The sequence below is a fragment of the Bacillus sp. FSL M8-0277 genome, from assembly GCF_037975305.1.
Taxonomy (GTDB): Bacteria; Bacillota; Bacilli; order Bacillales; family Bacillaceae; genus Bacillus; species Bacillus pumilus.
The window spans coordinates 2,961,623-2,984,676 of sequence record NZ_CP150255.1; the positions used below are offsets into that span (position 1 = coordinate 2,961,623).

A 23,054-nucleotide genomic window follows, 5' to 3' on the forward strand; every position below is an offset into this window, starting at 1 on the left:
GAAACAAAATTGTAAGGAGGAACACACCTTGAACAATCAGCAAATGAATATGCCCCCGCAAGTCATTTCAGTGAAGGATTCCTTGTACTTAGAGGATATGCTGAATTGGAACTTGATCGCTATGAAAAAGGCTCACTTTATGGCTGAGCATTGCCAGGATCAAACATTGAAACAAGAATTAAATCAAGTGGGCCAAATGCACCATCAGCATTACACACAAATTCTTCAGCATTTAGGCAGCTCAGGGCAAGGCCAGTCTACTGGCTTTATGCAATAGGAGGAAAAAACATGGAACAACAAAACCAACAAAAAATCGGGAATCCTCAAACTCCGGTTCCCACGACAACAAACATGAATGATCGTGATTTTGTCACAGATCTCTTGTCGACTGAAAAATATATGACAAGCGGATACAACACAGCGCTCAATGAATTCAGTCATGAATCTCTTTATCAGGATATTCAGCGAATTGCGCTAGAAACTCAGAAAACACAAAGACATTTATATGATGTCATGTTCCGATATGGCTGGTATTCTGTTGAAGCCGCTGAACAGCAAAAGCTCCAGCAGGCGCACCAGAAATTCCAGCAAACACTGACAGAACAATCTCCATACGGACCATCACAGATGTCATAAAGAAAAACTGCCAGTATGGAGCTGGCAGTTTTTTTAACGATCTTGATTCGCTCGATGAGCTTCGTTCATTTGTTTGATTCGCTGAATGGTTTCTTTGATTTCTTCCTTAGCCTCTGGATACGATTCATTAAAATGCTTTGCTAGAGGCGGCATGCTTTTTGCGATATGAGAGTAGATCACCCATTGTTTCACATCTTGTTTCAGTGCGTCTGTTGATTCGCCAAGGAGTAGCTCAGTATATTTCTCAAGCAAGCCTTCCAGCTTTTCATCTAGTTCATTTCCCATTGATCTTCCGCTCCTTTTTCAGAAAAAAGCCTGACTCTGTACGTAACAGATGTCAGGCTTTTGACATACAATTATCTTGCAGCGAGAAATGTCTCCGCTTGCGCTTGCTGCACAATACAGCGTCCTCTGCCGTGCGGAATACATAATGGAGTTCCGAATAAAGGATCTGTTGTCACTTGGCAGTTCATATCGAAAACATTTTTCACAAGATCACAATTAATGACCGTTTCTGGTCTTCCTTCTGCATAAATCGTCTTGTCTTTAATCGCTACAAGGTGATGAGCATATCTACATGCGAGATTCAGGTCATGAAGAACCATGACAATCGTGCGCTGCTCTTTTTCATTTAAGTCAAACAGAAGGTCGAGAATTTCAATTTGATGCGTCATATCTAAATACGTCGTCGGCTCATCTAACAAAATGATATCCGTCTCCTGCGCTAACGTCATCGCAATCCATGCACGCTGCCTTTGTCCACCTGATAATGAATCGACCGTTCGATCAGCGAGGTCTTCCATCTTTGTTGACTTCAGTGCACGATTCACTGCTTCTTCGTCTTGCTTTGACCACTGCTTCAGCCAATTTTGATAAGGATATCTGCCTTGCTTCACTAGCTGATGCACGGTTAATCCTTCTGGCGCTTCTGGTCCTTGCGGAAGAATAGCGAGCTGTTTCGCTACTTCCTTTGTTGGTAATTTGGCAATGGAATGACCTTCAAGCAGGACAGACCCACCCATTGGCTTCATGAGACGGGCCAAAGAGCGAAGTAGCGTGGATTTACCGCATCCATTGCTGCCAATAAATACTGTGATTTCACCCTTAGGGATCGATACATTTAGTTCATCTATGATCATTGTTTCTCCGTAGCCTAAGCTTAAACCTTCAGTAGAAATGGCACTCATTCCGCTCAAACGCTCCTTTTCTCATGTAAATTTTTTATATGAAATATCGTCTATATATAGACGCAAAAGATCACTTATCTCAATTTAGTGTATCAGATTTAAGTGATTTTGAAAATCATTTTCAATTAAAAAATGAGAAAGTTCCGTTTTACTTCTTCTTTTGGAATGTACGTTTGGTCCCATCTTCAAGCTTCATATCGACCTGAATTCGCTGATAATCATCGTCTAAATTAAAAGCAGCTAATAGCTCATTGACATACGTTTCATTGATCTTCGCACTAGGAATCGACATATCATTTAGCTTCATCTTCATCTCGCGTAAAGCTTCTTCACCTTCATAGCGGACACCGTTCAAATGATCACGAATCAGTGCTTCTTCTTTTCCTTTCGCCTGACGATAGGTGGCTTCGTATAATTCGCTTTTCTGCCCGTATTGAACATGCAGGTGGAGATGCTCAAATGGAAGTTCCTTCATTTGAACCGCTGAGAGACTCTCTGCTTCCGCTTCCTTTGTTTGCTGGAGCGGCTCAATCGATTGGCAGCCAGACAGCATAAAAAGCAGCACTCCTATTTGTCCCGCCTTCTTCCAACACATCATGCGCTTCCTCCTATTTCTTATCATCGCTTTTTATTCTTCTCCATCCTTCTTTTCGTTATTCAATAAAAGAGCGGGCTATGGTAAATTGAAACAAAAAGGAGGTACGAGATGATGAAAAGGACAGCCATTGTAACTGGTGCCAATAGCGGCTTTGGCAAGCTCATCACGATAGGGCTCGCCAAGCAAGGCTATACAGTGATTGCAGGTGTCAGGCAGGAAGCCAATGCGAAAAAGCTTGCTGAAGAAATCGAGCAAGCCTCGTTAGCCGAAGCGATACATATTGAAGCATTAGATGTGACAGACACGCAGTCGATTCAAGCATTTCAGAAAAAGTTGCATACTTACGCCCCCATTACCTTGCTTATCAACAATGCTGGAACAGCCTATGCGGGTTTTGCTGAAGAGGTTCCTGTTGACACGTACCGCCAGCAATTTGATGTCAATGTTTTCGGAGTCATGGAAGTGACACAAGCCGTCCTTCCGCTGATGACAAATGGTGCAAAGATATTCAATATGAGCAGCATCAGCGGATTAATGGGAATGCCCGCACTTTCTCCTTATGTATCCTCCAAGTTTGCTTTAGAGGGCTACACAGAGAGCTTACGCATTGAACTGGCATCGTTCGGTATACAGGCAGCCTTGATCGAGCCAGGCTCTTTCCAAACGAATATTTGGAACACGTCTATGAACGAGCACATGTTGCAGCCAGAGGAAGGCTCGAAATACATACACCTCTATCAAAAAATGATGGCTCATATCAATGCCCAGAAATCAAACTACGGGGACCCGCGTGAAGTCGCAGAGCTTGTGATTCGATTAGCCGAGAAGAAGCGGCTGAAAAAGCTGAGATATCCGATTGGGAAAGGAGTGCGGCTTTCATTCACAGCAAAGCAGCTCCTGCCTTGGAGCATGTGGGAAAAGATCATATTACGTACACTCTCTTCAAAAAAATAAGCATAAAAAAACAGGTAGACTTTTAACGTCCACCTGTTTTTTCATTTATTCTGTTTCAGACTGTCCAAGGGTAATGTCTAGGTTCTTGTTTTTCCCTTCACGAATAACAGTCATTGTCGTTTTATCGCCGACTTTTGTTTCTTTGTACAAAATTTCTTTCAGCTGAGAGCTGTTCGCCACGTTTTTCCCTTTAAACTTGATGATGACATCGCCAGACTTCAAGCCTGCTTTTTGTGCAGGTGATCCTTTTGATACATCCTTTACGTAAATCCCTTTGCCGATTTGTTTATCAAATAGGCCGAGCGTATTTTCTTGATACGTTTCAGGCACTTGCTCAAGGTCAATCATTTGTACGCCAAGATAAGGACGTTCAACCTTTCCGTTTTTCAACAGCTCATCTACAATCGGTTTGACATCGTTACTTGGAATCGCAAAGCCGAGTGATTCCACACCGCTTTCGCTAATTTTTAAGCTATTGATACCAATGACTTGACCATCTGTATTGATAAGCGGTCCACCGCTGTTTCCTGGATTGATCGCTGCATCTGTTTGCAGTACATTCATTTCCACCGTACCAGATGATGTGTTCGCTTCAACTGTACGATCAAGACCACTAATAATCCCTTCTGTCACAGTACCAGAGAACTGGGCACCAAGCGGGTTCCCAATTGCAATCACTTTGTCTCCAGCACGGAGCTTAGAAGAATCACCAAAGCTCGCCACTTTATCAATGCCGTCTGCATTGATTTCGACAACAGCTAAATCTGTCATCACGTCACTGCCGACAAGCTTCGCGTCTTTTGTTTTTCCGTCATAAAGTGTGACCTTCAATTTATTGGCACCCTCGACTACGTGGTTATTTGTAATAATGTACGCTTTTTTGCCATCTTTTTTAAAGATGACACCAGAACCCGTTCCAGCTTCAGCTTCTGTTGAATCACCGCTAAGGCCAAACGAATTTTGGGTAGATTGATAGTTTGAGACTCCCACAATGGTTGGCTCTAAATCTTCTACCATATCAGAAACATTCGTGGCATTGGTGATTTGTTTTGTTGAGAAATTTTCAGAGGCTGCCGGTTCACTTGACGCTGTTTGCGTTTGAGTGTTTGCTGCTGTGTCCTGTGACTGCGGCAAAAGCGGTGTAATGCCAAGCACAAGGCCTCCGCCAATAATTCCTCCAAGGATCGGACTGAGCCATGCTGCTTTCCGCTTTTTCTCCTTTTTCGACACACGGTCATCCCCCATTTGAGGAGAATGGTTTGTCACACTCTCCTGAGTGGCAGAAGCTTCGTTTTCATGAGGTTGAAAAACGAGTTCCTTTTCTTTTTCAGGTTCGTCTATTTGTTTCTCATTCTCTTGATGTACATCTTCTTGTTGATTCAACTTCTTCTCTTCATCTTCTCTTCGGAAATCCATCGCTTACACTCCTTTACATCATGTTCATGACTTGCTTGATTCATATGTGTAGATCGGACTCATGTCCTCTTAATGGCAACATCATTGAAGATACTACATGACAATATGTCAAATTATATAATACTTATTCATAGAAAAAAAGCAAGGTGCGCACATTCGTGAAAAGCACCTATTGATCTGCCTTTTGTCTATGCCCTTTTTTCCCTTGAGCTTATCATAAACAAACATTATGGGATAATGATGAGAAGAATATGTGAAATTGTGAAAAAAGCATGTGATTGTTGACATGCCGCCTTTATATCCCGTTATAATGACGTTGAGAGGATGTGGAAGACTTTGTCGTACACCATTTATTTAGTGGAAGATGAACAAAACTTAAACGAACTTTTAACCAAATATTTAGAAAGTGAAAATTGGAATGTCTCCTCTTTTTTAACCGGAGAAGCGGCACGCGAAGCAATGAATAAGCCGCCGCATCTATGGATTTTAGATATCATGCTGCCTGATACAGATGGCTACACACTGATTAAAGAAATCAAAGCCGCATCACCTGACGTACCGGTCATTTTCATTTCAGCACGCGACGCAGATATTGATCGTGTCCTCGGTTTAGAGCTAGGAAGCAGTGACTATATTGCGAAGCCATTTCTTCCGCGCGAGCTGATCATTCGGGTGCAAAAGCTGCTTGAGCTTGTGTACAAAAACAGCGATACTCCGCAGCAGCAAAGTGTCACACCCGTCTCCTCCTATGTCATTCATGAGGATGTAAGAGAGGTGTATGAAGGAGATCAGCTGGTTAACTTAACTTCTAAGGAATTTGACTTGCTGCTTTTATTTACACATCATCAAGGACATGCTTTTTCTCGTGAAGATATTCTCGTCAAAATTTGGGGACACGATTACTTCGGGACAGATCGTGTGGTGGATGACCTTGTCAGACGATTGCGCAAAAAAATGCCCGACTTAAAGGTCGAGACCATCTATGGATTTGGCTATAGGATGCTAAAAGGATGAAGAACAAACCACTCGCTTTTCAAATTTGGATCGTCATCTCTGGTATTTTGCTCACCATCTCGATTGTTCTGATCATCCTATTTTCCAATACATTACGAAATTTTTTCACGAATGAAATTTATAAAAATATCGAAAATGAACAGCAGGTGCTCACAGAATATCCGTTGAACCGAGACGGCTCGCCAAAGTCGACACCGGAAAACCGCTCGGTGCAACACATTCTGATTCCGTCAGATGAATTAAACCAAATGGGGCAGTTTTTCCCGCACGCCTTTATTGAGAAAATCCAAGCCTTTGTGAAAAAACAAAAAAGCGCAACGAAACGCTATTCTGAAGAGGTGAATGGCCAGCACATCTTTTTTGTCATCAAAAAAGTATCAACAGGCAATACACAATATATTCTTTTGTCTTATGCGCCAGACTCTTATCGAGATGACCTGTCCTTTACGCTGTTTAAACAGCTGATCTTTATCTTGGGCACCGTTATTTTATTAAGCTGGATTCCATCGATTTGGCTTGCCCGCTACTTATCCCGTCCAATCGTTGCGTTTGAAAAACACGTGAAGCGGATTGCACAAGAGGACTGGGACGATCCTGTCATCGTTGACCGGCAAGATGAAATTGGAAAGCTTGGTCATACCATTGAAGAAATGAGACAAAAACTCATTCAAAAGGATGAAACAGAACGGACTCTTTTGCAAAATATATCACATGACTTAAAGACACCTGTCATGGTCATCCGCGGCTATACGCAGTCGATTAAAGATGGTATTTTTCCTAAGGGAGATCTTGAACAAACAGTGGAAGTCATTGAAGGTGAAGCGGAAAAGCTTGAGAAGAAAATCAAGGATTTGCTGTACTTAACAAAGCTTGATTATTTATCAAATCAACACCCTGCACATGCTTCCTTCCTACTCAGTAATACGATGCTGGAAGTGGTCGACCGAATACGCTGGTCGAAAAATGAATTACAGTGGAACGTGGACTTAGATGATGAGGCTGCTCTTGAAGGCGATCCAGAACAATGGAGCAAATTATTTGAAAATGTCCTAGAAAATCAACTTCGCTACGCAAAAAGGAAAATTGATATTCAAATGAAACAGGAAGAGGATCAAATACGCATTGTCATTCGTAATGACGGTCCTCCAATTGAAGAACATATGCTATCCAGCCTATACGAACCTTTTAGTAAGGGAAAAAAGGGCGAATTCGGTATTGGATTAAGCATTGTCAAAAAAATTCTCTCCATGCATCAAGCGTCTATATCAATTGAAAATGATGATCTAGGTGTACGTTATACGATCACGGTACCAAAGAAGAGACTGTAGGTTTTTGACCGCAGTCTTTTTTAGATGAATGAATACCCATTGAAATCACGGTATGTGGCTTTGATTTTCTTGCCAGCTTGATACATCCATTTCTTTTCAATGGTTGTCTCTTTCGGCATTTTGACTTTTTCTACTTGAATTCCTTTTGTTCGCAAGCGTCTTATCATATCATCGATTTCTCTCATGGAACATCATCCTTTCACATTTTTTGACCAGTTGGTCACCTTACTTTATAATATAAAGAATTACACTGTAAAAAACAAGTTACAATCTGATTAATTTTTGAAAACTTTCGTCGTTTATGACCGATAAGTCACATCTCTTTGCGCACGTTTCCTAAGACATTTGTCTCTCGGTAAGAAAGGATGACATTCATATTGAAAAAGAAAGAGAAAATGATCATTGAGGCTGGCATGAAATTGTTTGCCAGTAAAGGCTACAATACAACGTCTGTTCAGGAAATTGCGGATGAATGCCACATGTCAAAGGGTGCTTTTTATCTTTATTTTAAATCAAAGGAAGCACTGCTCATTTCAATCTTACATTACTATTACGATAAGGTATTTACCCGGATCCACGAGGTTCAAACAGAGGGCGGCACACCAAAGGAAGCCTACCGCAAGCAGCTTACTGTCTACTACGATAATATTTTGCAGCAAAAGGATTTTATTAAAATGCAGCTGAGCGATCGAGCACTGCCAATGAATGAAGAAACGCAGCAGCTCGCAAAACAAATCAGACTTGCCACCATTCAGCTTCACATTGATAACATTAAGCAGGTATATGGAGATGCAGCGATTCCTTATATGGCTGATCTTTGTTTGACAATTGAGGGCATGAGCCACGTTTATTTCGAGCTTGCGATTTTATATGATTTTCAGCTGGAGGCTGAGGAGCTAGCCGCAACGATGATTCACCGTATCGATGATTTGATGGGCGGTATGATGGCGCGACATGATCTTCCGCTCATCTCTGTAGATCAAGCGAGCGATTGGTTTGGTCCTATTTATGAACGGTCATTCGACCCGCTGACAGAATCTCTTTTAAAAGAATTAAGAGAGCAAGCTGAAGCACACTATGAAGTGAAAGACGAGCCTGATTTATTTGAAGCACTCGGCATTCTAGAAAATGAATTAAACAAACAAAAACCTAGACAAGTCATCGTGAAAGGTATGCTGCATCAACTGAAATTGTTCGCACCGCTCCAATCCGTATCTGAGTCACTTTTGCGTATTTTGAAAGAGGATCATTTGTAGAACCCAAGGCAGAACCTGGGTTTCATTTTTGTCCACATCACGTTCAATGAAAAAAACCAAGGGCAGCCGCCCCTGGTTTTTATTTTGCTTTCGGTGTCACCATTTCTTCTGGTTTCACAAACTCTTCAAACTGCTCTTCTGTTAACAGCTCTAATTGAAGTGCTGCTTCTTTTAACGTTAATCCTTCTTTGTGAGCAAGCTTTGCAATTTTCGCTGCATTTTCATATCCGATGTGCGGGTTAAGTGCCGTCACAAGCATCAATGAATCGTTCAAGTTTTTCTCGATTGTTTCTAGGTTTGGTTCGATTCCAACTGCACACTTGTCATGGAATGAGTTCATGCCGTCAGCAAGTAATTCAACTGATTGCAAGAAGTTATAGATGATGACCGGCTTAAATACGTTCAGCTCAAAGTTTCCTTGGCTGGCAGCAAAACCGATAGTTGCATCATTTCCCATAATTTGCGCTGCAATCATTGTTAATGCTTCACTTTGAGTTGGGTTGACTTTACCTGGCATAATGGAGCTTCCTGGCTCATTTTCAGGAATGATCAATTCACCAATTCCGCAGCGAGGACCACTTGCCAGCCATCTCACATCGTTGGCAATTTTCATTAAATCAGCTGCAAGTGCTTTTAGGGCACCGTGTGCATACGTAATTTCATCATGGCTTGTCAGCGCATGGAATTTGTTTGGTGAAGAATTGAAATTTTGACCTGTCAGCTTGCTGATTTCCTCAGCGACATATTGGCCAAACTCAGGATGTGCGTTAATTCCTGTACCAACAGCTGTTCCGCCAATCGCAAGCTCTCTCATTTTTTCAGTTGATTCTAGAATCATTTCTTTTGAACGGTCCAGCATGTACACCCAGCCGCTAATTTCTTGACCTACTGTCAGTGGAGTTGCGTCTTGCAAATGCGTACGACCGATTTTAACAATCTCTTGATATGCTTTTGCCTTCTCATCAAGAGTCGCTCTTAATTGATCAATCGCAGGCAATAATTTTTTGTACACAGCTAAAACAGCTGCCACGTGCATAGCAGTTGGGAATGTGTCATTTGAGCTTTGGCTGCGGTTGACGTCATCATTCGGATGAATGCTGAACTCACTATTTTTATCTTTCAAGTAAGCAGTTGCTCTATTTGCAACGACTTCGTTCATATTCATGTTACTTTGTGTCCCGCTACCTGTCTGCCATACAACAAGCGGGAAGTGCTCGTCATACTTTCCGCTGATGATGTCATCACATACAGCAGCAATTGCTTCTGCTTTTTCGCTCTCAAGGTTGCCAAGACGTTCGTTGGCAATCGCTGTGCTACGTTTCAAAATTGCAAACGCATTCACAACTTCCTTTGGCATTTTCTCAGAACCGATTTTGAAATTTTCTTTGCTTCGTTGTGTTTGTGCACCCCAGAACTTGTCCTTTGGCACCTTGATTTCGCCCATTGTATCTTTTTCGATTCTAAATTCTGTCATTATGTATCCCTCCATAGCTTTATACACTCAACTCTATTCTATACAAAAAACGAAAATCCTTTAAGCGTTTTCAATTAAAATTTTATCTTTATTTTAATTTTAGTTCAATATAAACGCGGACATCTTTCGAATATTTGTATTTTGGGTTCGTTTTTCCGTAATCCTTTGATGTATATGTCACTTCATAATGCTTGTCAAACGACTGTAGAATACGGTCAATCTCCTCTTTTGTTCCTGCTAAACGAATTTGTGCCATCCTGTTTCCTCCAAAACCCTCATTCTTTCTTTTACCACAAAATAATGTAACACAGAATATTGTTTTTTCAAGCAGGTAATGCTAAGAAAAAGTTATTTGAGGCGGGTGATCCTTTTGAATCAGACTCCATTGAAAGAACACTTATACGATAATCTCTCCGTCATTCTCCCGCAATTAAAGGAAATGGATGATTTGGTCCATGAGAAAAAAACGCTGCCTCACGGGCAGGTTGTTTACTATTTATACATAAAAGAAATGAACGAAAAGATGGAGATTCAAACCTTTTTAAAGCTGCTTCTCCAAGATCATACCTCTCTTACAAAAGAGAAGTTGGAATCTAATTTATCCATGATGACGACACGTTCGGTGAAGACCTCTGAAGAATTGGTCGATGCGATTTTTGAAGGGCATTGCGTGGTGCTGATTAATGGATTTCAGCATGCGTATATTTTAGAAACGCATGGAACGAAGAAACGCAGTTTAGGGGATTCTACATCTGAAACAGTCGTAAGAGGGCCGAAAGTTGGCTTCATTGAAGATTTAAACACGAACTTAGCTCTCGTGCGACAGCGCTTGAAAAACCCTGACCTCAAAACAGTTAACATGAAGATCGGGGAAAAGAAATACACCCAAGTGACCATCATGTACATTGACGGTATCGTTGAAGCCTCTGTTTTAAAAGAGGTAAAAAAACGGCTCAAGCAAGTCACCATTGATGATATACAGGACTCTGGTGTTCTTGAGGAGCTCATTGAAGACAATGTGTATTCTCCTTTTCCGCAAATTCAAAACACAGAACGGCCGGATAAAGTCGCGTCTGCTTTAAATAATGGCCGGGTTGCTATCTTTGTCGATCATTCACCTTTTGTGTTAATTGTACCTGCTTCGCTCGCGACGATTATGCAATCACCGGATGATTATTATGAAAGATGGATCGCCGCCTCTCTCATTCGTATGCTGCGGTTTACCTCGATCTTTCTGACATTATTTTTATCAGCCATTTATATTGCGCTTGTGTCGTTCCATCAAGGACTTTTACCAACAACTCTAGCTATTTCGATCTCAAGTACAAGAGAAAATGTCCCCTTTCCGCCTATTGTGGAGGCACTCATCATGGAGATGACGATTGAGCTTCTGCGGGAAGCCGGCTTAAGGCTGCCAAACCCGCTCGGTCAAACGATCGGACTTGTTGGCGGGGTTGTTATTGGCCAGGCAGCCGTTCAGGCTCATATTGTGAGCTCAATCATGGTGATTATCGTCAGCGTGATGGCCCTTGCGTCCTTTACTGTTCCTCAATACGGGATGGGCATGTCCTTTCGTGTGCTCCGCTTTGTGTCCATGTTTGCTGCGGCTACCTTTGGTTTATACGGGATTGTGCTGTTTATGCTCGTACTCCTTACTCATCTCACACGGCAAAAAAGTTTTGGCACACCATATTTCTCACCAGATTTTGTGTTCAGCTATAAAAACGAGGACAATTCCATTATTCGATTGCCCTTAAGAAATCAACAGAAAGGAGAACGAGATGGTCAATCATAAAGAGTCGATATCAAGCTATCAGGCAAGTGCCATTATTGCAAATACAACACTAGGCGCAAGTATGATGATTCTGCCAAGAGCAATGGCTCAGGCTGCGGCTACACCTGACGGCTGGATTGCACTCTTACTCATGAGTGTCATTTACATTGTGTTTATTTTTGCAAATGTCCTGATGATGAAAAAAGTCCCCTTCTCCTCATATTATGATTATACGAATGAGGGTCTTGGAAAATGGATTGGCACGCTTGCCAACCTCTTGATTATTATTTATTTTCTTGGCGTTGCTAGCTATGAAGTACGGGCTATGTCGGAAATGGTGAAGTTCTTTCTGCTTCAAAACACACCTGTAGCGATGACAATGATCAGCTTTATTTTGGTTGGTTTTTATCTTGTCATTGGAGGGATTGGTGATTTAGCCAGGCTATTTCCTTTTATTCTGATTGTGACGCTCATCATCTTATTTGTCGCTTACGGACTGAGCGTGCAAGAATTTAAGCTTGATAACCTCCGTCCCGTTTTAGGAGAGGGATTCTCCCCTGTTTTCAAATCTTTGAACGCATCAGCCATTTCGTTTGTAGGCATTGAAATGATTCTGTTTATGCCTGCCTATTTGAACACGCAAAAACACACCTTTGCTTATGGTACAGTCGGCTTTTTGATTCCTGCGATCATCTATATTTTCACCTATATTCTTGTGGTTGGTGCGTTCACGGTGAAAGAAACGGCGACTTTGACTTGGCCGACCATTGCCTTATTTCAATCATTTGATATTCAGGGGATTTTTATTGAACGCATTGACTCCTTTTTGCTTATCGTTTGGCTGATTCAGCTTTATACAAGCTTTGTCGGATATACATTTTTTGCTGCAATCGGGGTGTCTAAACTGACCAAGTTTCCTAAAAAAGTGGTCCTTGTTTTAATGGGAATTGTCATTTACTTTGCAGCGATTTTTCCAAAGGATGTCGATACAGTGCGAAATTATTTAACCTATGTGAACAACCTCTTTTTCCTGCTGTTCGGCATTCTCCCGTTTCTCTTATTCATTATCGTGTTTTTCAAAAGGAGGCGGAAAACAGCATGAAAAAGAAGGCAGCTTGTGCTCTTTTGACGCTGGTTCTATTAAGCGGTTGCTGGGATAGCACAAATATTGAGGAGCTTAACATGGCGATTGGATTTGCAGTAGACAAAGGGGACCAAGGGAATAAATTAAAGGTATCTATGCAAGTCCTCGTTCCTCAAAAGATCTCTCAGGAATCAAACATCAAAGACCCTACGAAAATCATTGAAACAAACGGGAATTCTGTGCATCAAATATTCCGCACAACGGCGCTGAAAAGCCATCGCATTTTCGCACAGCAGCTACGGGTGTTATTGTTTTCTGAGGAACTCATCAATGAGAATGATTTCGACCTCGTCATTAATCAATTCATTCGAGACAATGAAACGAGGAGAGGAGGCCTCGTCTTTATGACCTCTAAGAATCCTGGAGACATGCTGAAAATCAATGACGACGGACAGCCAGCCTCTACGACCTTATACGATCTTTCTGAGAATAGAAAATCGACCATTCGCATGTTTAAGACTAGCTCATTAGGAGATATTTCTTCTGCCATGCAAAACAATGTATCTTTCGCTATTCCGAAAGTCAGCGTCGATCAAGGAAAATTAATGATCAATGGAGCCTCTATTATTAAGAATAAGCGATTTCTCACCAATATCTCTCCGTTAGCAGTACAGTCATACAATCTGTTAACTGGAGACGGACTGGGTGGAATCATTGAATTTGAATATGAACACAGCAGCTACTCTTTTGAGATTTTCAAACTCAAGCACCATATTAAAACCAATAAATCAGCCAGCGGAAAATATCAATTTGATGTGTCAGTGGAACTTGATGGACGATTGTCTGAGGATTGGAATGAACGTGAAAACGCTTTTAATGAAAAGTATCTCAGAGAAATTGAAGGCGTTGTCAAGCGTCGAATAGAGACAAGCGTTAAAGAATTCATCGGTGAATTACAGCACGAGATCAAAGCAGATATTTGCGGATTCTATCAAAAGGCGAGTATTGCCTACCCGAAAGATTTTCGAAAAGAAGCAAAACATTGGGATGAAATTTTTAGTGAATCAGATATTCGTTACAAAGCAAATGTGAAAATCCGTGACTTCGGGACTAAGGGCGCAACACAATCCTTATAGAGTATGTTAAAATGGTAAGAAAAAAAGGGTGTCAATCATGAAACGAGCTTTACTTTCGGCCGGCATTCTATTTTTGATTCTAGGAATACTCCTGTTAGTTGTTGTATTCATGCAATCAAAAGAAGATTTCTTCATTGAAGCCGACAGCTTTTCGAGCACATTTTTGATCGTGATTTATTATGGACAAACCCCTGCGCTCCTTCTTGTTGGAGGCGGTATATTCGTCGGACTTTCACAGATCATTGGTTTGCAAGAGAAAAAGGCAGCATTGGCAAAGGAGAGCGTAAAGCTATTATCCGAGATGAAGAAAGCCCTAGAAGACAAATCGGCCGAGGAGCAGGAGGCTTTTCCAGTTCCTGAGCTCCATCAACTATCCGAACGTCCGATCACAGGACAGAAGGACTAAATTTACGCATGTTCTAGCAGCTTTCTTTTGAAAGCTGTTTTTTTATTTTATTGAATCAGCTTATGACGATGCGCATACACAGCCGCTTGCGTCCGGTCTTCTACATCGAGTTTGGAAAGAATGTTTGTAATATGTGTCTTCACTGTTTTAATTGTAATAAATAGTTCCTCAGCGATGACCTTATTCGATTTCCCATCGGCAATCAGCTTCAAGATTTCCATTTCCCTTGCTGTTAATGCATCATGAAGGATCGATCCATTTGAGGAATGACGAAGTTTATTCATCACCTTTCCAGCTACTTTTGATTCTAGTCTTGGTTCGCCGATACTTGCAGACCGAATGGCATCTGCAATTTCTCCTGCCTTGGATGTTTTTAATAAATAACTTAAAGCACCTGCTTCAATCACTGGATAAACTTTATCATCGTCAATAAAGCTCGTCAGAACGATAATTCGAGCATCTTCAATTTCCTGACAAATTCTTTTCGTTGCTTCGATGCCATCCATGCCTTCCATGACAAGATCCATTAAAATGACATCTGGCCTTAATTCAACTGCGAGCTCTACACCTTTTTGTCCATCTGACGCTTCACCAATGACTTCAATATCAGCCTGTGCCTCTAAAAAAGCAGCAAGCCCCATTCTCACCATTTCGTGATCGTCGATTAAAAGCACTCGAATCATCGAACGTTCTCTCCTTTTCCTTCATCAAAAATGGGAACCTTCACATCAATTTGTGTTCCTTTTCCCTCAAATGACATAATCTCTGCGACACCGCCTACTTCACTTGTTCTTTCACGAATTGATTCCAGTCCGTAGGAGGCCGTCTTCACATGATCGGTTTGAAAGCCGATCCCATTGTCGATAATCTTCAGCTGCACCTGCCGATTTCGAATGAGCAGACGAACCGTCACCTTTGTCGCCTTTGCATGCCTGAATACATTTGACAGGGCTTCCTGTACAATTCGGAAGAGGTGATCCTCTACTCCTTTTGAGAGCGGAACATCATCTTCTATTTCCCAATCAATATCAATCGGCTGTTTTGCTTGAAATTCATTTAGGAGCTCAATCAAGCCCTTTTTCAAGTCTTTTCCTTCAAGGGTGATCGGTCTGAGATGAAGCAAAAGCGCACGCATTTCATTTTGTGCATCGCCAGCCATTCGTTCGACTAGGCGCATTTGCTTTAAAATCTTTTCATCCTTTTCCTTCATGACTTCAAGAATCGCAGAGGTCATCATCGAGATCGCAAATAACTGCTGGCTAACCGCATCATGCAGTTCTCGTGCTAAACGCTGACGTTCTTCTGAGACGACCGACTTTTTCATTTGCACCTGCCATTCTGCCCGCTCATTCGAGAGCTTTTGCAAAGAGGCTACTTGACCTTCCACTCGTTTCGCCATTTCATTTAATTGATCAGCCGCTAAGCCAATTTCATCGTCGCCAAGAGACGGCAGTCTGTATGCAAAGTTCCCATTTTCAAACTTTAAAATCGACTCTACAAGCTGATCAAGACGCTTTTTATGCTGATAGCCAAATACATGTGAGGCAGAAAACCCAATGGCAAGACTAATGATCAGTAAAATACAAAAAAACGGGATGCCAAACCAGCGGGTAGAGAGGAGAATCATCGGATCAAGCTGATAATAAAAAAACATGGGCAGCATCGTCATGATGACAACACCAAGCGAGATCCCTACTCCAAGACGAATAGATTGCCACTGGATACCTAGATGGAGTTTCCTCATAAGTATCTCACATCCACATCTCCGATCAGTAAAGAGATGGAGATTTTCACTTTTCGTTTGCTCTCATCGTAATTGTCTGTCATCACATACACTTTACTGCCGAATCCGCTTCTTTTTTCATCAATAATTTTCATATCACCAATGGCAGCTGATGCACTCACACATACTTCAATATCCTGCGGTACGAAAATATCCACATCTCCGATGAGCCCGCTTATCACGATCGTGCTCTCTTCTTCTGCGATGATGGCCTTTGATAAGTCGATTTTGACATCCCCGATAAACCCTGAAATCGTCAAATCACTTAATTGAAACGGCTTTTTCATCAGCCTGACTTCACCGATAAAAAAGTCATGCTCCTTGCGCGGCTTTGTCTGGCTCTTTGTTTTCTTTTGCTCGCCCTCTTTTTCAAGATTGACTTTCAATGAAGGCTTATCGCTCTCCGGTGCTTCCTTTTTATCGACATCAAAAACAGGTTTGTTTTTCAATAAGCGATAGCCGGCATATATCAAAAAGGCCGCAAATAAATATCCTGTGAGACTAAACGTAATATTGAGCAGGAATTTTAAAAAGAGAAAGCCGGCAAAAATATAGGAAACTGAACCGAGCCAACGTTTGGATCTTGAGTGCAGCCAATAGCCCGCAAGCGCAAAAAACACAGGCCAAAACAAATCGGCTCCGATCCCAATAATTTTGAGAAATAGATTAATACCAAAAATCACGACAATGATGCCTAAAATTTGATTCCTTGAAAAACGCAGTTGACTCGCCTCCTTCCTTTGTTTCGTTCATTACCGCAGCTTTAAGTTTCCGCTTGTCATTTCAATATCGACTAAGTGTGTCCCTTTTCCCCGCGTGCCTGTAAAGCCTCGACCTTCACTATCTGCTTGATCAAAGTGATAGGTGTGATCGACACTTCCACTTGTTTTTTTCACTTGGACATTAAAATCTCCTTCATCCGGCAGGTTAAATTTTGCGCTGCCTGATGTCATGTGAAAAGAGACAGGTGATTCAATGGTATTAAAACTTGCCGTCAATCTACCACTTGTCATTTCTAGCTGCATTTCGCCTTTGACATCTTTAATATCGGCACGCCCTGAGGTTGCTCCAATATCGCTATTTTTCGCATCGATGTGAGACACAGAGAGTCTGCCAGATGTCGCTTTGATTTCGACATTGTTTGCTGAGAAATTCTCGGCATTGAGGTTTCCGCTTGTTGATTTGAGGATCACATCTTCAAGTGCCAGCTTCCCTTCGCCGTCCATCTCACTGACCCCGCTTCCACCCGTAATCTTCACATTTTTATGATAATCTGTTGGCATTTTGACTAAGAGTTCTCCTTTTTCAAATGAAGTGAAAAACAAGAATCCTTTATTTTCAGCACGGATTTTAAATGTACTGCCTGTTTGTTCCGCATACATTTTCCCTTTTCCACCTACGACCATCACGGAAATATCGGAACGATTTTCAGGTTTTACCTTCACGCGAAATCCAGAAAGAGAAATATCTAATTGATCAATTTCATCTTTTTTCGCTGAAGCTTTTGTGACTGCTTTTTCACGGGAGAAACTCAAATGAAAGAGATTTTCGTTTTTGAAAAGCATCCCAATCATTAAAAAGACACCTACAAGTATACAAATTAGACCGATTAACCGCTTCATTCATACCATCCCTTTATCTTCTGACCTTTTCATTATAAGGAAAAGCGAAACAGAAAGAAATCAAATATCGGAAGAAAAATCCTGCTTTTCTTCCGATCTGCCATTGATTTCTTAGTTTGCTTGCTGCTGCTCAGGCTTCTTCTCCAGCTTGAGCTTCTGCCATTCTTTTTCAACCTCATCAGCATAGTCTAGATGAGCATATGCTCCTTGATCCTCAAATTGTGTATAGCTGCCCGCTTTTGTCTCCATTTCTTCGATACGGTTCTCCATTCGAAGAAATTCTTTATATGCACTTTCACTATCTACTTTATTCATAGATTCGTTCATATGCTGCTTTGCTTGTGCGGCATTTGCTCTTGCTATGAGTGCCTGCTTCTTGTCTTTAATATCACGCAGCTTCGTTTCTAACTGTTGCAATTGCTCTTTTAGCTCCTTTAATTGTTTCACAGATTGCTGATAAGCTTCCTGATATTCTTGATGCTTTTCTTCAAAATACTTCATTTCTGTGAGCGCTTTTCGTGCTAATTCTTCTTCTCCTGCATGAAATGCCAGCTCAGCCTGCTTCTTTCTTTTATCAGCAAATGCTTCCGTCTCTTCTGCTTTGCGCAGGAAGCCTTGTTGAATCGTTTGCTGTTTGATGATCGCATGTTTCGCTTTGGCAATATCGTCCTCCATATCACGAACGTACTGATTCAGCATGACACGTGGATTCTCCATTTTATCTAAGCCCTCATTGACCGTTGCAACAAACATATCTCTCATTCTTCTGAATACCATTTGAATTTCCTCCTCTTATTTTTTCTTTAAAAAGTCTTCCCATTCTTGATCAAATGACGTGTGCATAGGTTCTTCCATTTTCGGTGACGTGTTTGGCTCCATATATGATCTACTTGATGATTCTTTTGCCTGTTTACCATTGATCATCGTCCAGCCGAAGTAGAGAAGCCACCCAGCTAGTGCGATTCCAAGGATAAATGGAAGAGCTTGCACAACGATCATGACACCAATGACTGCTAGAATGACGCCGAAGGTTTTACTGCCTTTTTCATATTTCTTTACACCTACATAGATGAGCCACGCCCCAATCAGAATTGGGATCAGCCCTCCTAGTGAGCCACCGAAGAAGATGGATAGACCGACAAACATTAAAATCGAACCGATGATGGTTTTACTTGTTATTTTCATCTTCATGCCTCCTTTCTTGCTCCTTGCTTTTACTATAGTCAAAAAAGAAAGCTGGCAAAACGTGTCGCAGATTGATCTTTCATTGCGACCAGAGTCGTAACTTCGCTCAGACTGAGCGGTAGAACCCAATAAAAAAGCACTCTTCTCATTTGAAGAGTGCTTTCCTTTATTTAGACCGAAATACGTTTGCACTTCGTTCATATTCAACATCCGCTTCACCGAGCCGATGATTCACGATTCGGGCGGCTGCAAATAAATAGTCAGAGAGCCGGTTTACATATGTGAGCGCAACTGCTGGAATCTCCTCCTGCTTCGCAAGCGTCACCATATGCCGCTCTGCTCTTCTGACGACTGTCCGCGCCACATGTAAGAGAGCTGCGCCTTCCTGGCCGCCCGGTAAAATAAACTTCGTGAGAGGCGCGGCTTCTTCTACATAGTCATCCATTCTTTGCTCAAGGACTGCTACAGACGCTTCAGTTAATTTACCTTCTTTCGGTGGTTTGACTGCTGCCAAATCACCGCCGCAGTCAAACAGCTCGTGCTGTATCACAATCAGCTCTGACAAAATGTCTTGAAACAATTCGCCATGCTGACGTAAATGTGCATGTGTGAGTCCAATGAAGCTATTCGCCTCATCTAACGTGCCGTATGCCTCTACTCTCACATCATCCTTATCGGCTCTCCCGCCGATCAAGCCTGTTTGACCTTGATCCCCTGTTTTTGTATAAAGTTTCATTGGTGTTCCTCCTTTTCTTTTGCTTTGTCCTTTTAGTATAACCTGAAGTGAAAAGGATGTATTTGTTTAACTAAAGTACTGTGATCGCATCATAAACAAAAAGCGAACCATTTGGTTCACTTTTAAATGGCATTCAATGAATAAAGAAGAAGGTGCACTTTCTGCTTTAATCTTTCATGTAAATGCTCATCACCTTCTGTTTCCTGCATACCCGCAGCAGCGATACAAAGATGATGAATGGACATGCTCGTCTCCTGTTTTATCATGTGGACAAGCTGCCCCATAAGCTGAACAGACGATCCGTCTGATATAGACTCTTTCAATACAAGCCAAATGGTCAGCTCTTCTTGATGACGCATACCGTAAAGCACCATGTCGTCGTCTGTGTCTTCAGCAGCAAATTGTTTTGGTCCACTCGTTAGGTTATAAAACAATAGTCCCTCACGATCATCCAACTCGTCACGAAGCATGTCACTTCCCGTTCCGAGTGACCTTTTCCAAAAGAAGCCGCCCTTTTTCTGATGTGAGGAAAGGATGCGGAGCGGCTGTTTGAGGGAAAACGTCATTCCTTCTCCTCCATACGTTTTCCACCCATCCGCTAACTTTGCATTTGATGCTACAGAAGCCCCCGCAGGTTCAATGATCAGCTGAGGATTTGCCCTTCGCGGGTGTTGGAGCGGTGTTACATCTGTTTCATACACACGGTTGATTCGCTCAGGCGTCAAGACGTGATGCGGCAGCCCTACTATTTCCGTCTTTCCTTCATCAAGCAGCAGCAGCCGGTCACAATACAAACTGGCGATGTTCACATCATGAAACACACCGATCACCGTTAGCCTAGAGGAAGTGGTCTCTTCTTTAATTAAATCAAGCAAATCCTTTTGATAGGCCAAATCAAGAAAACTGGTTGGTTCATCCAGCAATAAATATTCAGGCTGCTGGGCTAATGCCTGTGCCAAGTACACACGCTGCTGTTCTCCCCCGCTTAGCTCATGAATAGATTGATTCTTAAACTGTGCAACATCCGTTTGTTCCATTACTTTGTTTACGATTCGCATATCCTCTTGGGTAACAGATTGTAGCCATCCTTTTTGATATGGATAACGACCGAATTGAACCGTTTCTTCCACTGTAAATGAGAAGGCTTGGTCCGTTTTCTGCGGTAGAACAGCCATTTTTTGCGCAAGCGCCTTTGGACGATAGGATTGAATCAGTTGACCGCTCAGGCGTACTTCACCACTATCAGGTTCCAGCAACCCAGAGATCATTTTAAGCAAGGTCGACTTCCCGCTTCCATTTGGACCAAGTATACCGAGAAATTCCCCTTGATTTACCTCAAAACTGATGCCACGTATGACCTCTTTCTCTCCATATCCACCTTTGATTTCCTTCACTTGAATCATAGATGCGTCCCTCCTCTGTATTTACGGATGAGGATGATGCCGAATACAGGGGCACCAATTAACGCTGTGATGATGCCGATCGGTAATTCAGTCGGCTCAATGATCGTACGTGATAACACGTCTGCTAAAACGAGAAAGGAAGCGCCATTCAGCATAGACAAAGGCAGGAGGTGCCGGTGGTCTGTGATCGCTAAGAGGCGAATAAAATGCGGAATCACAAGTCCCACAAACCCAATTGTCCCTGACACTGCTACTGCACTACCAGTCAGAATCGATCCAGCAAGCAGCACGATATATTTGCTCCTTTTCACATGTACACCTAATAGCTTTGCCTTCTCCTCGCCATACGTCATGACATTCAAATCTCGCCCCATCAGCATTAATGCAAAGGTCCCAATCAGAAAGAAAGGAAGGAAAAGCACAATATAGCGCCAGCCCCTCATGGACACACTCCCAAGAAGCCAATGAATAATCTCTTTTAAATCATCACCCGTTAAGGCAATCATCAATGATATAAGCGCTCCCAAAAAAGAACTGAAAATCACCCCTGTTAAAATTAAAGAGGAGATGCTCATCCCCCGATGGACAAGACGCGCAAAAAAGAGGACGAGACATAGGGTCACAAGCGCTGTTGTCATACTGAAAAAAGGCAGTGTGAAACTGCCGAGCAAAGGGAGCTGCAAACTGAAAAATAGGGTCGCGACGGCTCCAACTGATGCCCCTTGTGATACACCAAGTGTATATGGGTCAGCAAGAGGATTTTTTAATAAACCTTGAAAGGCTGCACCAGATAACGCCAGCGCTGCTCCGACTAATGCCGCTAATATCACTCTCGGCAGCCGGATATTCATCATAATATTGCGATCAATTGAATCTATTGTGCCTATCTGCACACCGAATAGTTCATGAACAAATATACGGAGAATAGAAGGAATGGGAATCCCTAAGCTTCCAAAGGAGATTCCCATTCCAATGCTCATCACAAGAAGTAAAGCACTTAGTGTGTATGCGATGATGAATTTATTTGAACGTGTCAGGATAGATGCTTTTCGCAAGAGCCTCGACTCCTTCAACCAATCGCGGCCCCGGTCTTGATGCGAGATCCGTATTCAATTGAAAGACTTGTTTTTCCTTCACTGCTTTGATCGCATTCCAGCCGTCTCTCTTTTTCAGATCAGCTAAGCTGGAACCATCAATTGTGACGATTACGTCAGGGTTTCGTTTGATAATCGATTCTTCTGTCATTTGCACCCAGCCAGTTTGATCACCAGCAGCATTTTTCGCATGGATAACAGAAAGCATTTCATCCATAAATGTATGAGTACCTGTTGTATAAATTTCAGGCGTACCTGAAACTTCAACAAAGACTGTTTTTTGTTTGTCTTTCGAGATCGCCTCTGCTTGTTTCTTGATGTGATTCAATTTTGCTTTCATCTCGTCTACAAGCTTTGTTGATGCTTCTTTTGCACCTGTTGCTTCACCGATCGTATTGATCGATTTGTACACATCCTTAAAGGAAGTGGCATCATTTACAGTCAGTACTTGAATTCCTGCATCCTCTAGCTGTTTAAATCCCTCTTTTGATCCCAGCTGCGAGGCATGAGCTAGTACAAGATCAGGCTTTAAGGAAATCACCTTCTCGACATTGAATTCAAGTCCGCCAATCTTCTCTACCTTTTCAACTTCCTTTGGATAATTGTCAAAATCAGATCGTCCAACCATTTTATCTCCAAGACCAAGCGCATAGGCAACCTCTGTATTACTTGGAATTAATGAGACAATACGTTTAGGCTGTTCTTTGATTTCGACTGTTTTACCAGCTGCATCTTTAATCGAGACAGGAAATGCCGCAGCCGCTGTTTCGTTATTTTGTGAACTCTTTGCTTTATGGTCTGTTTCAGCACCTGCACATCCTGCTAAAACACCCATCACAAGCAATAGCGATAGCCAAATGGCCGTTAACTTTTTCATGAATGAACCCCCTGATTTATGTACTGCTTGACGAAAGCTCTTCCGTCAATTCTTTTCTAATTTCGGGAATATTATACTACAGTGCAGTTAG

27 protein-coding genes are annotated in these 23,054 nt (G+C 42.0%); 10 read left to right on the forward strand and 17 right to left on the reverse strand.

Annotation, left to right across the window (positions count from 1 at the left end; translation table 11 throughout):
* The first annotated feature begins 43 nt into the window (after window positions 1–43).
* Both MKZ05_RS15060 and MKZ05_RS15065 read left to right on the forward strand, forming a co-directional pair.
* Window positions 44–277 (forward strand): hypothetical protein, encoded by a 234-nt coding sequence (locus tag MKZ05_RS15060; RefSeq protein WP_223250686.1) that lies wholly within the window; start codon window positions 44–46, stop codon window positions 275–277.
* 11 nt (window positions 278–288) lie between these two features.
* Window positions 289–636, forward strand: coding sequence for a spore coat protein (locus tag MKZ05_RS15065; RefSeq protein WP_058013724.1), 348 nt, complete (start codon window positions 289–291; stop codon window positions 634–636).
* A gap of 33 nt (window positions 637–669) precedes the next feature.
* On the opposite strand, the gene MKZ05_RS15070 is transcribed toward MKZ05_RS15065, so the two are convergent.
* From MKZ05_RS15070 to MKZ05_RS15080, 3 genes are all read right to left on the reverse strand, one after another.
* Window positions 670–921, reverse strand: coding sequence for a YusU family protein (locus MKZ05_RS15070; protein WP_003213733.1), 252 nt, complete (start codon window positions 919–921; stop codon window positions 670–672).
* A 71-nt stretch (window positions 922–992) separates the two neighbouring features.
* Window positions 993–1,823, reverse strand: a complete 831-nt coding sequence (locus MKZ05_RS15075) for an ABC transporter ATP-binding protein (RefSeq protein WP_003213584.1) — start codon at window positions 1,821–1,823, stop codon at window positions 993–995.
* Between the two features lie 148 nt (window positions 1,824–1,971).
* On the reverse strand, window positions 1,972–2,418 hold the full coding sequence (locus MKZ05_RS15080) for a YusW family protein (protein ID WP_339162428.1): 447 nt from the start codon (window positions 2,416–2,418) through the stop codon (window positions 1,972–1,974).
* A 111-nt stretch (window positions 2,419–2,529) separates the two neighbouring features.
* On the opposite strand from MKZ05_RS15080, the gene MKZ05_RS15085 reads away from it, so the two are divergent.
* Entirely contained in the window at window positions 2,530–3,375 is an 846-nt protein-coding gene (locus MKZ05_RS15085) for an oxidoreductase (protein ID WP_339160464.1), read from the forward strand.
* Window positions 3,376–3,420: 45 nt separating this feature from the next.
* Here MKZ05_RS15085 and MKZ05_RS15090 read toward each other — a convergent pair whose 3' ends face one another.
* On the reverse strand, window positions 3,421–4,791 hold the full coding sequence (locus MKZ05_RS15090) for a trypsin-like peptidase domain-containing protein (protein WP_226804020.1): 1,371 nt from the start codon (window positions 4,789–4,791) through the stop codon (window positions 3,421–3,423).
* Between the two features lie 336 nt (window positions 4,792–5,127).
* Here MKZ05_RS15090 and MKZ05_RS15095 point away from each other — a divergent pair, with 336 nt between their 5' ends.
* Window positions 5,128–5,805, forward strand: a complete 678-nt coding sequence (locus MKZ05_RS15095; protein ID WP_339160465.1) for a response regulator transcription factor — start codon at window positions 5,128–5,130, stop codon at window positions 5,803–5,805.
* On the forward strand, window positions 5,802–7,133 hold the full coding sequence (locus MKZ05_RS15100; protein ID WP_106032222.1) for a HAMP domain-containing sensor histidine kinase: 1,332 nt from the start codon (window positions 5,802–5,804) through the stop codon (window positions 7,131–7,133). The genes MKZ05_RS15095 and MKZ05_RS15100 overlap by 4 nt, the downstream gene beginning before the upstream one ends.
* Before the next feature lie 20 nt (window positions 7,134–7,153).
* Here the strand turns inward: MKZ05_RS15100 and spxO are convergent, their stop codons facing one another.
* Complete coding sequence (gene spxO / locus MKZ05_RS15105; protein ID WP_003212782.1) at window positions 7,154–7,318, reverse strand: anti-adapter protein SpxO; 165 nt, start codon at window positions 7,316–7,318, stop codon at window positions 7,154–7,156.
* A 192-nt stretch (window positions 7,319–7,510) separates the two neighbouring features.
* Between spxO and MKZ05_RS15110 the strand changes: the two genes are divergently transcribed.
* A complete protein-coding gene (locus MKZ05_RS15110; RefSeq protein ID WP_050944099.1) occupies window positions 7,511–8,389 on the forward strand; it encodes a TetR/AcrR family transcriptional regulator in 879 nt (292 codons plus the stop codon).
* Between the two features lie 79 nt (window positions 8,390–8,468).
* On the opposite strand, the gene fumC is transcribed toward MKZ05_RS15110, so the two are convergent.
* Entirely contained in the window at window positions 8,469–9,863 is a 1,395-nt protein-coding gene (gene fumC, locus MKZ05_RS15115; RefSeq protein WP_137054422.1) for a class II fumarate hydratase, read from the reverse strand.
* An 88-nt stretch (window positions 9,864–9,951) separates the two neighbouring features.
* Window positions 9,952–10,119: a YvzF family protein gene (locus MKZ05_RS15120; protein ID WP_003213147.1), complete on the reverse strand. Its 168-nt coding sequence runs from the start codon at window positions 10,117–10,119 to the stop codon at window positions 9,952–9,954.
* 114 nt (window positions 10,120–10,233) lie between these two features.
* Here MKZ05_RS15120 and MKZ05_RS15125 point away from each other — a divergent pair, with 114 nt between their 5' ends.
* Genes MKZ05_RS15125 through MKZ05_RS15140 form a run of 4 tightly spaced genes read left to right on the forward strand, consistent with a single transcriptional unit; the run spans window position 10,234 to window position 14,263 of the window.
* Window positions 10,234–11,658 carry a spore germination protein gene (locus MKZ05_RS15125; RefSeq protein ID WP_339160466.1) on the forward strand — a complete coding sequence of 475 codons (1,425 nt, stop codon included), beginning with the start codon at window positions 10,234–10,236 and terminating at the stop codon, window positions 11,656–11,658.
* A complete protein-coding gene (locus tag MKZ05_RS15130; RefSeq protein ID WP_339160467.1) occupies window positions 11,645–12,739 on the forward strand; it encodes an endospore germination permease in 1,095 nt (364 codons plus the stop codon). Before MKZ05_RS15125 ends, MKZ05_RS15130 begins: the two co-directional genes overlap by 14 nt.
* A complete protein-coding gene (locus MKZ05_RS15135; protein ID WP_339160468.1) occupies window positions 12,736–13,857 on the forward strand; it encodes a Ger(x)C family spore germination protein in 1,122 nt (373 codons plus the stop codon). Before MKZ05_RS15130 ends, MKZ05_RS15135 begins: the two co-directional genes overlap by 4 nt.
* Window positions 13,858–13,894: 37 nt before the next feature.
* A complete protein-coding gene (locus tag MKZ05_RS15140) occupies window positions 13,895–14,263 on the forward strand; it encodes a hypothetical protein (RefSeq protein WP_003212877.1) in 369 nt (122 codons plus the stop codon).
* A gap of 47 nt (window positions 14,264–14,310) precedes the next feature.
* Here the strand turns inward: MKZ05_RS15140 and MKZ05_RS15145 are convergent, their stop codons facing one another.
* The 10 genes from MKZ05_RS15145 to MKZ05_RS15190 all read right to left on the reverse strand — a co-directional run bounded on the left by MKZ05_RS15145 (window position 14,311) and on the right by MKZ05_RS15190 (window position 22,963).
* Window positions 14,311–14,946: a response regulator transcription factor gene (locus MKZ05_RS15145; protein WP_003213157.1), complete on the reverse strand. Its 636-nt coding sequence runs from the start codon at window positions 14,944–14,946 to the stop codon at window positions 14,311–14,313.
* Complete coding sequence (gene liaS / locus MKZ05_RS15150; protein WP_003212649.1) at window positions 14,943–16,007, reverse strand: two-component system sensor histidine kinase LiaS; 1,065 nt, start codon at window positions 16,005–16,007, stop codon at window positions 14,943–14,945. The genes MKZ05_RS15145 and liaS overlap by 4 nt, the downstream gene beginning before the upstream one ends.
* Window positions 16,004–16,768, reverse strand: a complete 765-nt coding sequence (gene liaF, locus MKZ05_RS15155; RefSeq protein WP_034620120.1) for a cell wall-active antibiotics response protein LiaF — start codon at window positions 16,766–16,768, stop codon at window positions 16,004–16,006. The genes liaS and liaF overlap by 4 nt, the downstream gene beginning before the upstream one ends.
* 30 nt (window positions 16,769–16,798) lie before the next feature.
* Window positions 16,799–17,668, reverse strand: coding sequence for a DUF4097 domain-containing protein (locus tag MKZ05_RS15160; protein ID WP_339160469.1), 870 nt, complete (start codon window positions 17,666–17,668; stop codon window positions 16,799–16,801).
* A 111-nt stretch (window positions 17,669–17,779) separates the two neighbouring features.
* On the reverse strand, window positions 17,780–18,445 hold the full coding sequence (locus tag MKZ05_RS15165) for a PspA/IM30 family protein (RefSeq protein WP_003213665.1): 666 nt from the start codon (window positions 18,443–18,445) through the stop codon (window positions 17,780–17,782).
* 15 nt (window positions 18,446–18,460) lie between these two features.
* The gene (locus MKZ05_RS15170; RefSeq protein ID WP_050944105.1) at window positions 18,461–18,853 is read right to left on the reverse strand and encodes a hypothetical protein; all 393 of its coding nucleotides are present in this window, start codon (window positions 18,851–18,853) and stop codon (window positions 18,461–18,463) included.
* 166 nt (window positions 18,854–19,019) lie between these two features.
* Window positions 19,020–19,589: a cob(I)yrinic acid a,c-diamide adenosyltransferase gene (locus tag MKZ05_RS15175; protein ID WP_339160470.1), complete on the reverse strand. Its 570-nt coding sequence runs from the start codon at window positions 19,587–19,589 to the stop codon at window positions 19,020–19,022.
* A 122-nt stretch (window positions 19,590–19,711) separates the two neighbouring features.
* Window positions 19,712–20,992: a heme ABC transporter ATP-binding protein gene (locus MKZ05_RS15180; protein WP_106029306.1), complete on the reverse strand. Its 1,281-nt coding sequence runs from the start codon at window positions 20,990–20,992 to the stop codon at window positions 19,712–19,714.
* Window positions 20,989–22,047, reverse strand: a complete 1,059-nt coding sequence (locus MKZ05_RS15185) for an iron ABC transporter permease (protein WP_050944108.1) — start codon at window positions 22,045–22,047, stop codon at window positions 20,989–20,991. Before MKZ05_RS15185 ends, MKZ05_RS15180 begins: the two co-directional genes overlap by 4 nt.
* Complete coding sequence (locus MKZ05_RS15190; protein WP_050944109.1) at window positions 22,013–22,963, reverse strand: ABC transporter substrate-binding protein; 951 nt, start codon at window positions 22,961–22,963, stop codon at window positions 22,013–22,015. The genes MKZ05_RS15185 and MKZ05_RS15190 overlap by 35 nt, the downstream gene beginning before the upstream one ends.
* Between the last annotated feature and the right edge of the window lie 91 nt (window positions 22,964–23,054).

What these genes read in the sequence shown, in the direction of transcription:
- MKZ05_RS15080 (WP_339162428.1), bottom strand. Translation starts at nt 2,418, where the DNA reads ATGTGTTGGAAGAAGGCGGGACAAATAGGAGTGCTGCTTTTTATGCTG.
- spxO (WP_003212782.1), bottom strand. Translation starts at nt 7,318, where the DNA reads ATGAGAGAAATCGATGATATGATAAGACGCTTGCGAACAAAAGGAATT.
- MKZ05_RS15165 (WP_003213665.1), bottom strand. Translation starts at nt 18,445, where the DNA reads ATGGTATTCAGAAGAATGAGAGATATGTTTGTTGCAACGGTCAATGAG.
- MKZ05_RS15075 (WP_003213584.1), bottom strand. Translation starts at nt 1,823, where the DNA reads ATGAGTGCCATTTCTACTGAAGGTTTAAGCTTAGGCTACGGAGAAACA.
- MKZ05_RS15090 (WP_226804020.1), bottom strand. Translation starts at nt 4,791, where the DNA reads ATGGATTTCCGAAGAGAAGATGAAGAGAAGAAGTTGAATCAACAAGAA.
- MKZ05_RS15160 (WP_339160469.1), bottom strand. Translation starts at nt 17,668, where the DNA reads ATGAAGCGGTTAATCGGTCTAATTTGTATACTTGTAGGTGTCTTTTTA.
- MKZ05_RS15145 (WP_003213157.1), bottom strand. Translation starts at nt 14,946, where the DNA reads ATGATTCGAGTGCTTTTAATCGACGATCACGAAATGGTGAGAATGGGG.
- MKZ05_RS15060 (WP_223250686.1), top strand. Translation starts at nt 44, where the DNA reads ATGAATATGCCCCCGCAAGTCATTTCAGTGAAGGATTCCTTGTACTTA.
- liaS (WP_003212649.1), bottom strand. Translation starts at nt 16,007, where the DNA reads ATGAGGAAACTCCATCTAGGTATCCAGTGGCAATCTATTCGTCTTGGA.
- MKZ05_RS15120 (WP_003213147.1), bottom strand. Translation starts at nt 10,119, where the DNA reads ATGGCACAAATTCGTTTAGCAGGAACAAAAGAGGAGATTGACCGTATT.
- MKZ05_RS15175 (WP_339160470.1), bottom strand. Translation starts at nt 19,589, where the DNA reads ATGAAACTTTATACAAAAACAGGGGATCAAGGTCAAACAGGCTTGATC.
- MKZ05_RS15100 (WP_106032222.1), top strand. Translation starts at nt 5,802, where the DNA reads ATGAAGAACAAACCACTCGCTTTTCAAATTTGGATCGTCATCTCTGGT.
- MKZ05_RS15065 (WP_058013724.1), top strand. Translation starts at nt 289, where the DNA reads ATGGAACAACAAAACCAACAAAAAATCGGGAATCCTCAAACTCCGGTT.
- MKZ05_RS15140 (WP_003212877.1), top strand. Translation starts at nt 13,895, where the DNA reads ATGAAACGAGCTTTACTTTCGGCCGGCATTCTATTTTTGATTCTAGGA.
- MKZ05_RS15070 (WP_003213733.1), bottom strand. Translation starts at nt 921, where the DNA reads ATGGGAAATGAACTAGATGAAAAGCTGGAAGGCTTGCTTGAGAAATAT.
- fumC (WP_137054422.1), bottom strand. Translation starts at nt 9,863, where the DNA reads ATGACAGAATTTAGAATCGAAAAAGATACAATGGGCGAAATCAAGGTG.
- MKZ05_RS15135 (WP_339160468.1), top strand. Translation starts at nt 12,736, where the DNA reads ATGAAAAAGAAGGCAGCTTGTGCTCTTTTGACGCTGGTTCTATTAAGC.
- MKZ05_RS15180 (WP_106029306.1), bottom strand. Translation starts at nt 20,992, where the DNA reads ATGATTCAAGTGAAGGAAATCAAAGGTGGATATGGAGAGAAAGAGGTC.
- MKZ05_RS15170 (WP_050944105.1), bottom strand. Translation starts at nt 18,853, where the DNA reads ATGAAAATAACAAGTAAAACCATCATCGGTTCGATTTTAATGTTTGTC.
- MKZ05_RS15085 (WP_339160464.1), top strand. Translation starts at nt 2,530, where the DNA reads ATGATGAAAAGGACAGCCATTGTAACTGGTGCCAATAGCGGCTTTGGC.
- MKZ05_RS15130 (WP_339160467.1), top strand. Translation starts at nt 11,645, where the DNA reads ATGGTCAATCATAAAGAGTCGATATCAAGCTATCAGGCAAGTGCCATT.
- MKZ05_RS15190 (WP_050944109.1), bottom strand. Translation starts at nt 22,963, where the DNA reads ATGAAAAAGTTAACGGCCATTTGGCTATCGCTATTGCTTGTGATGGGT.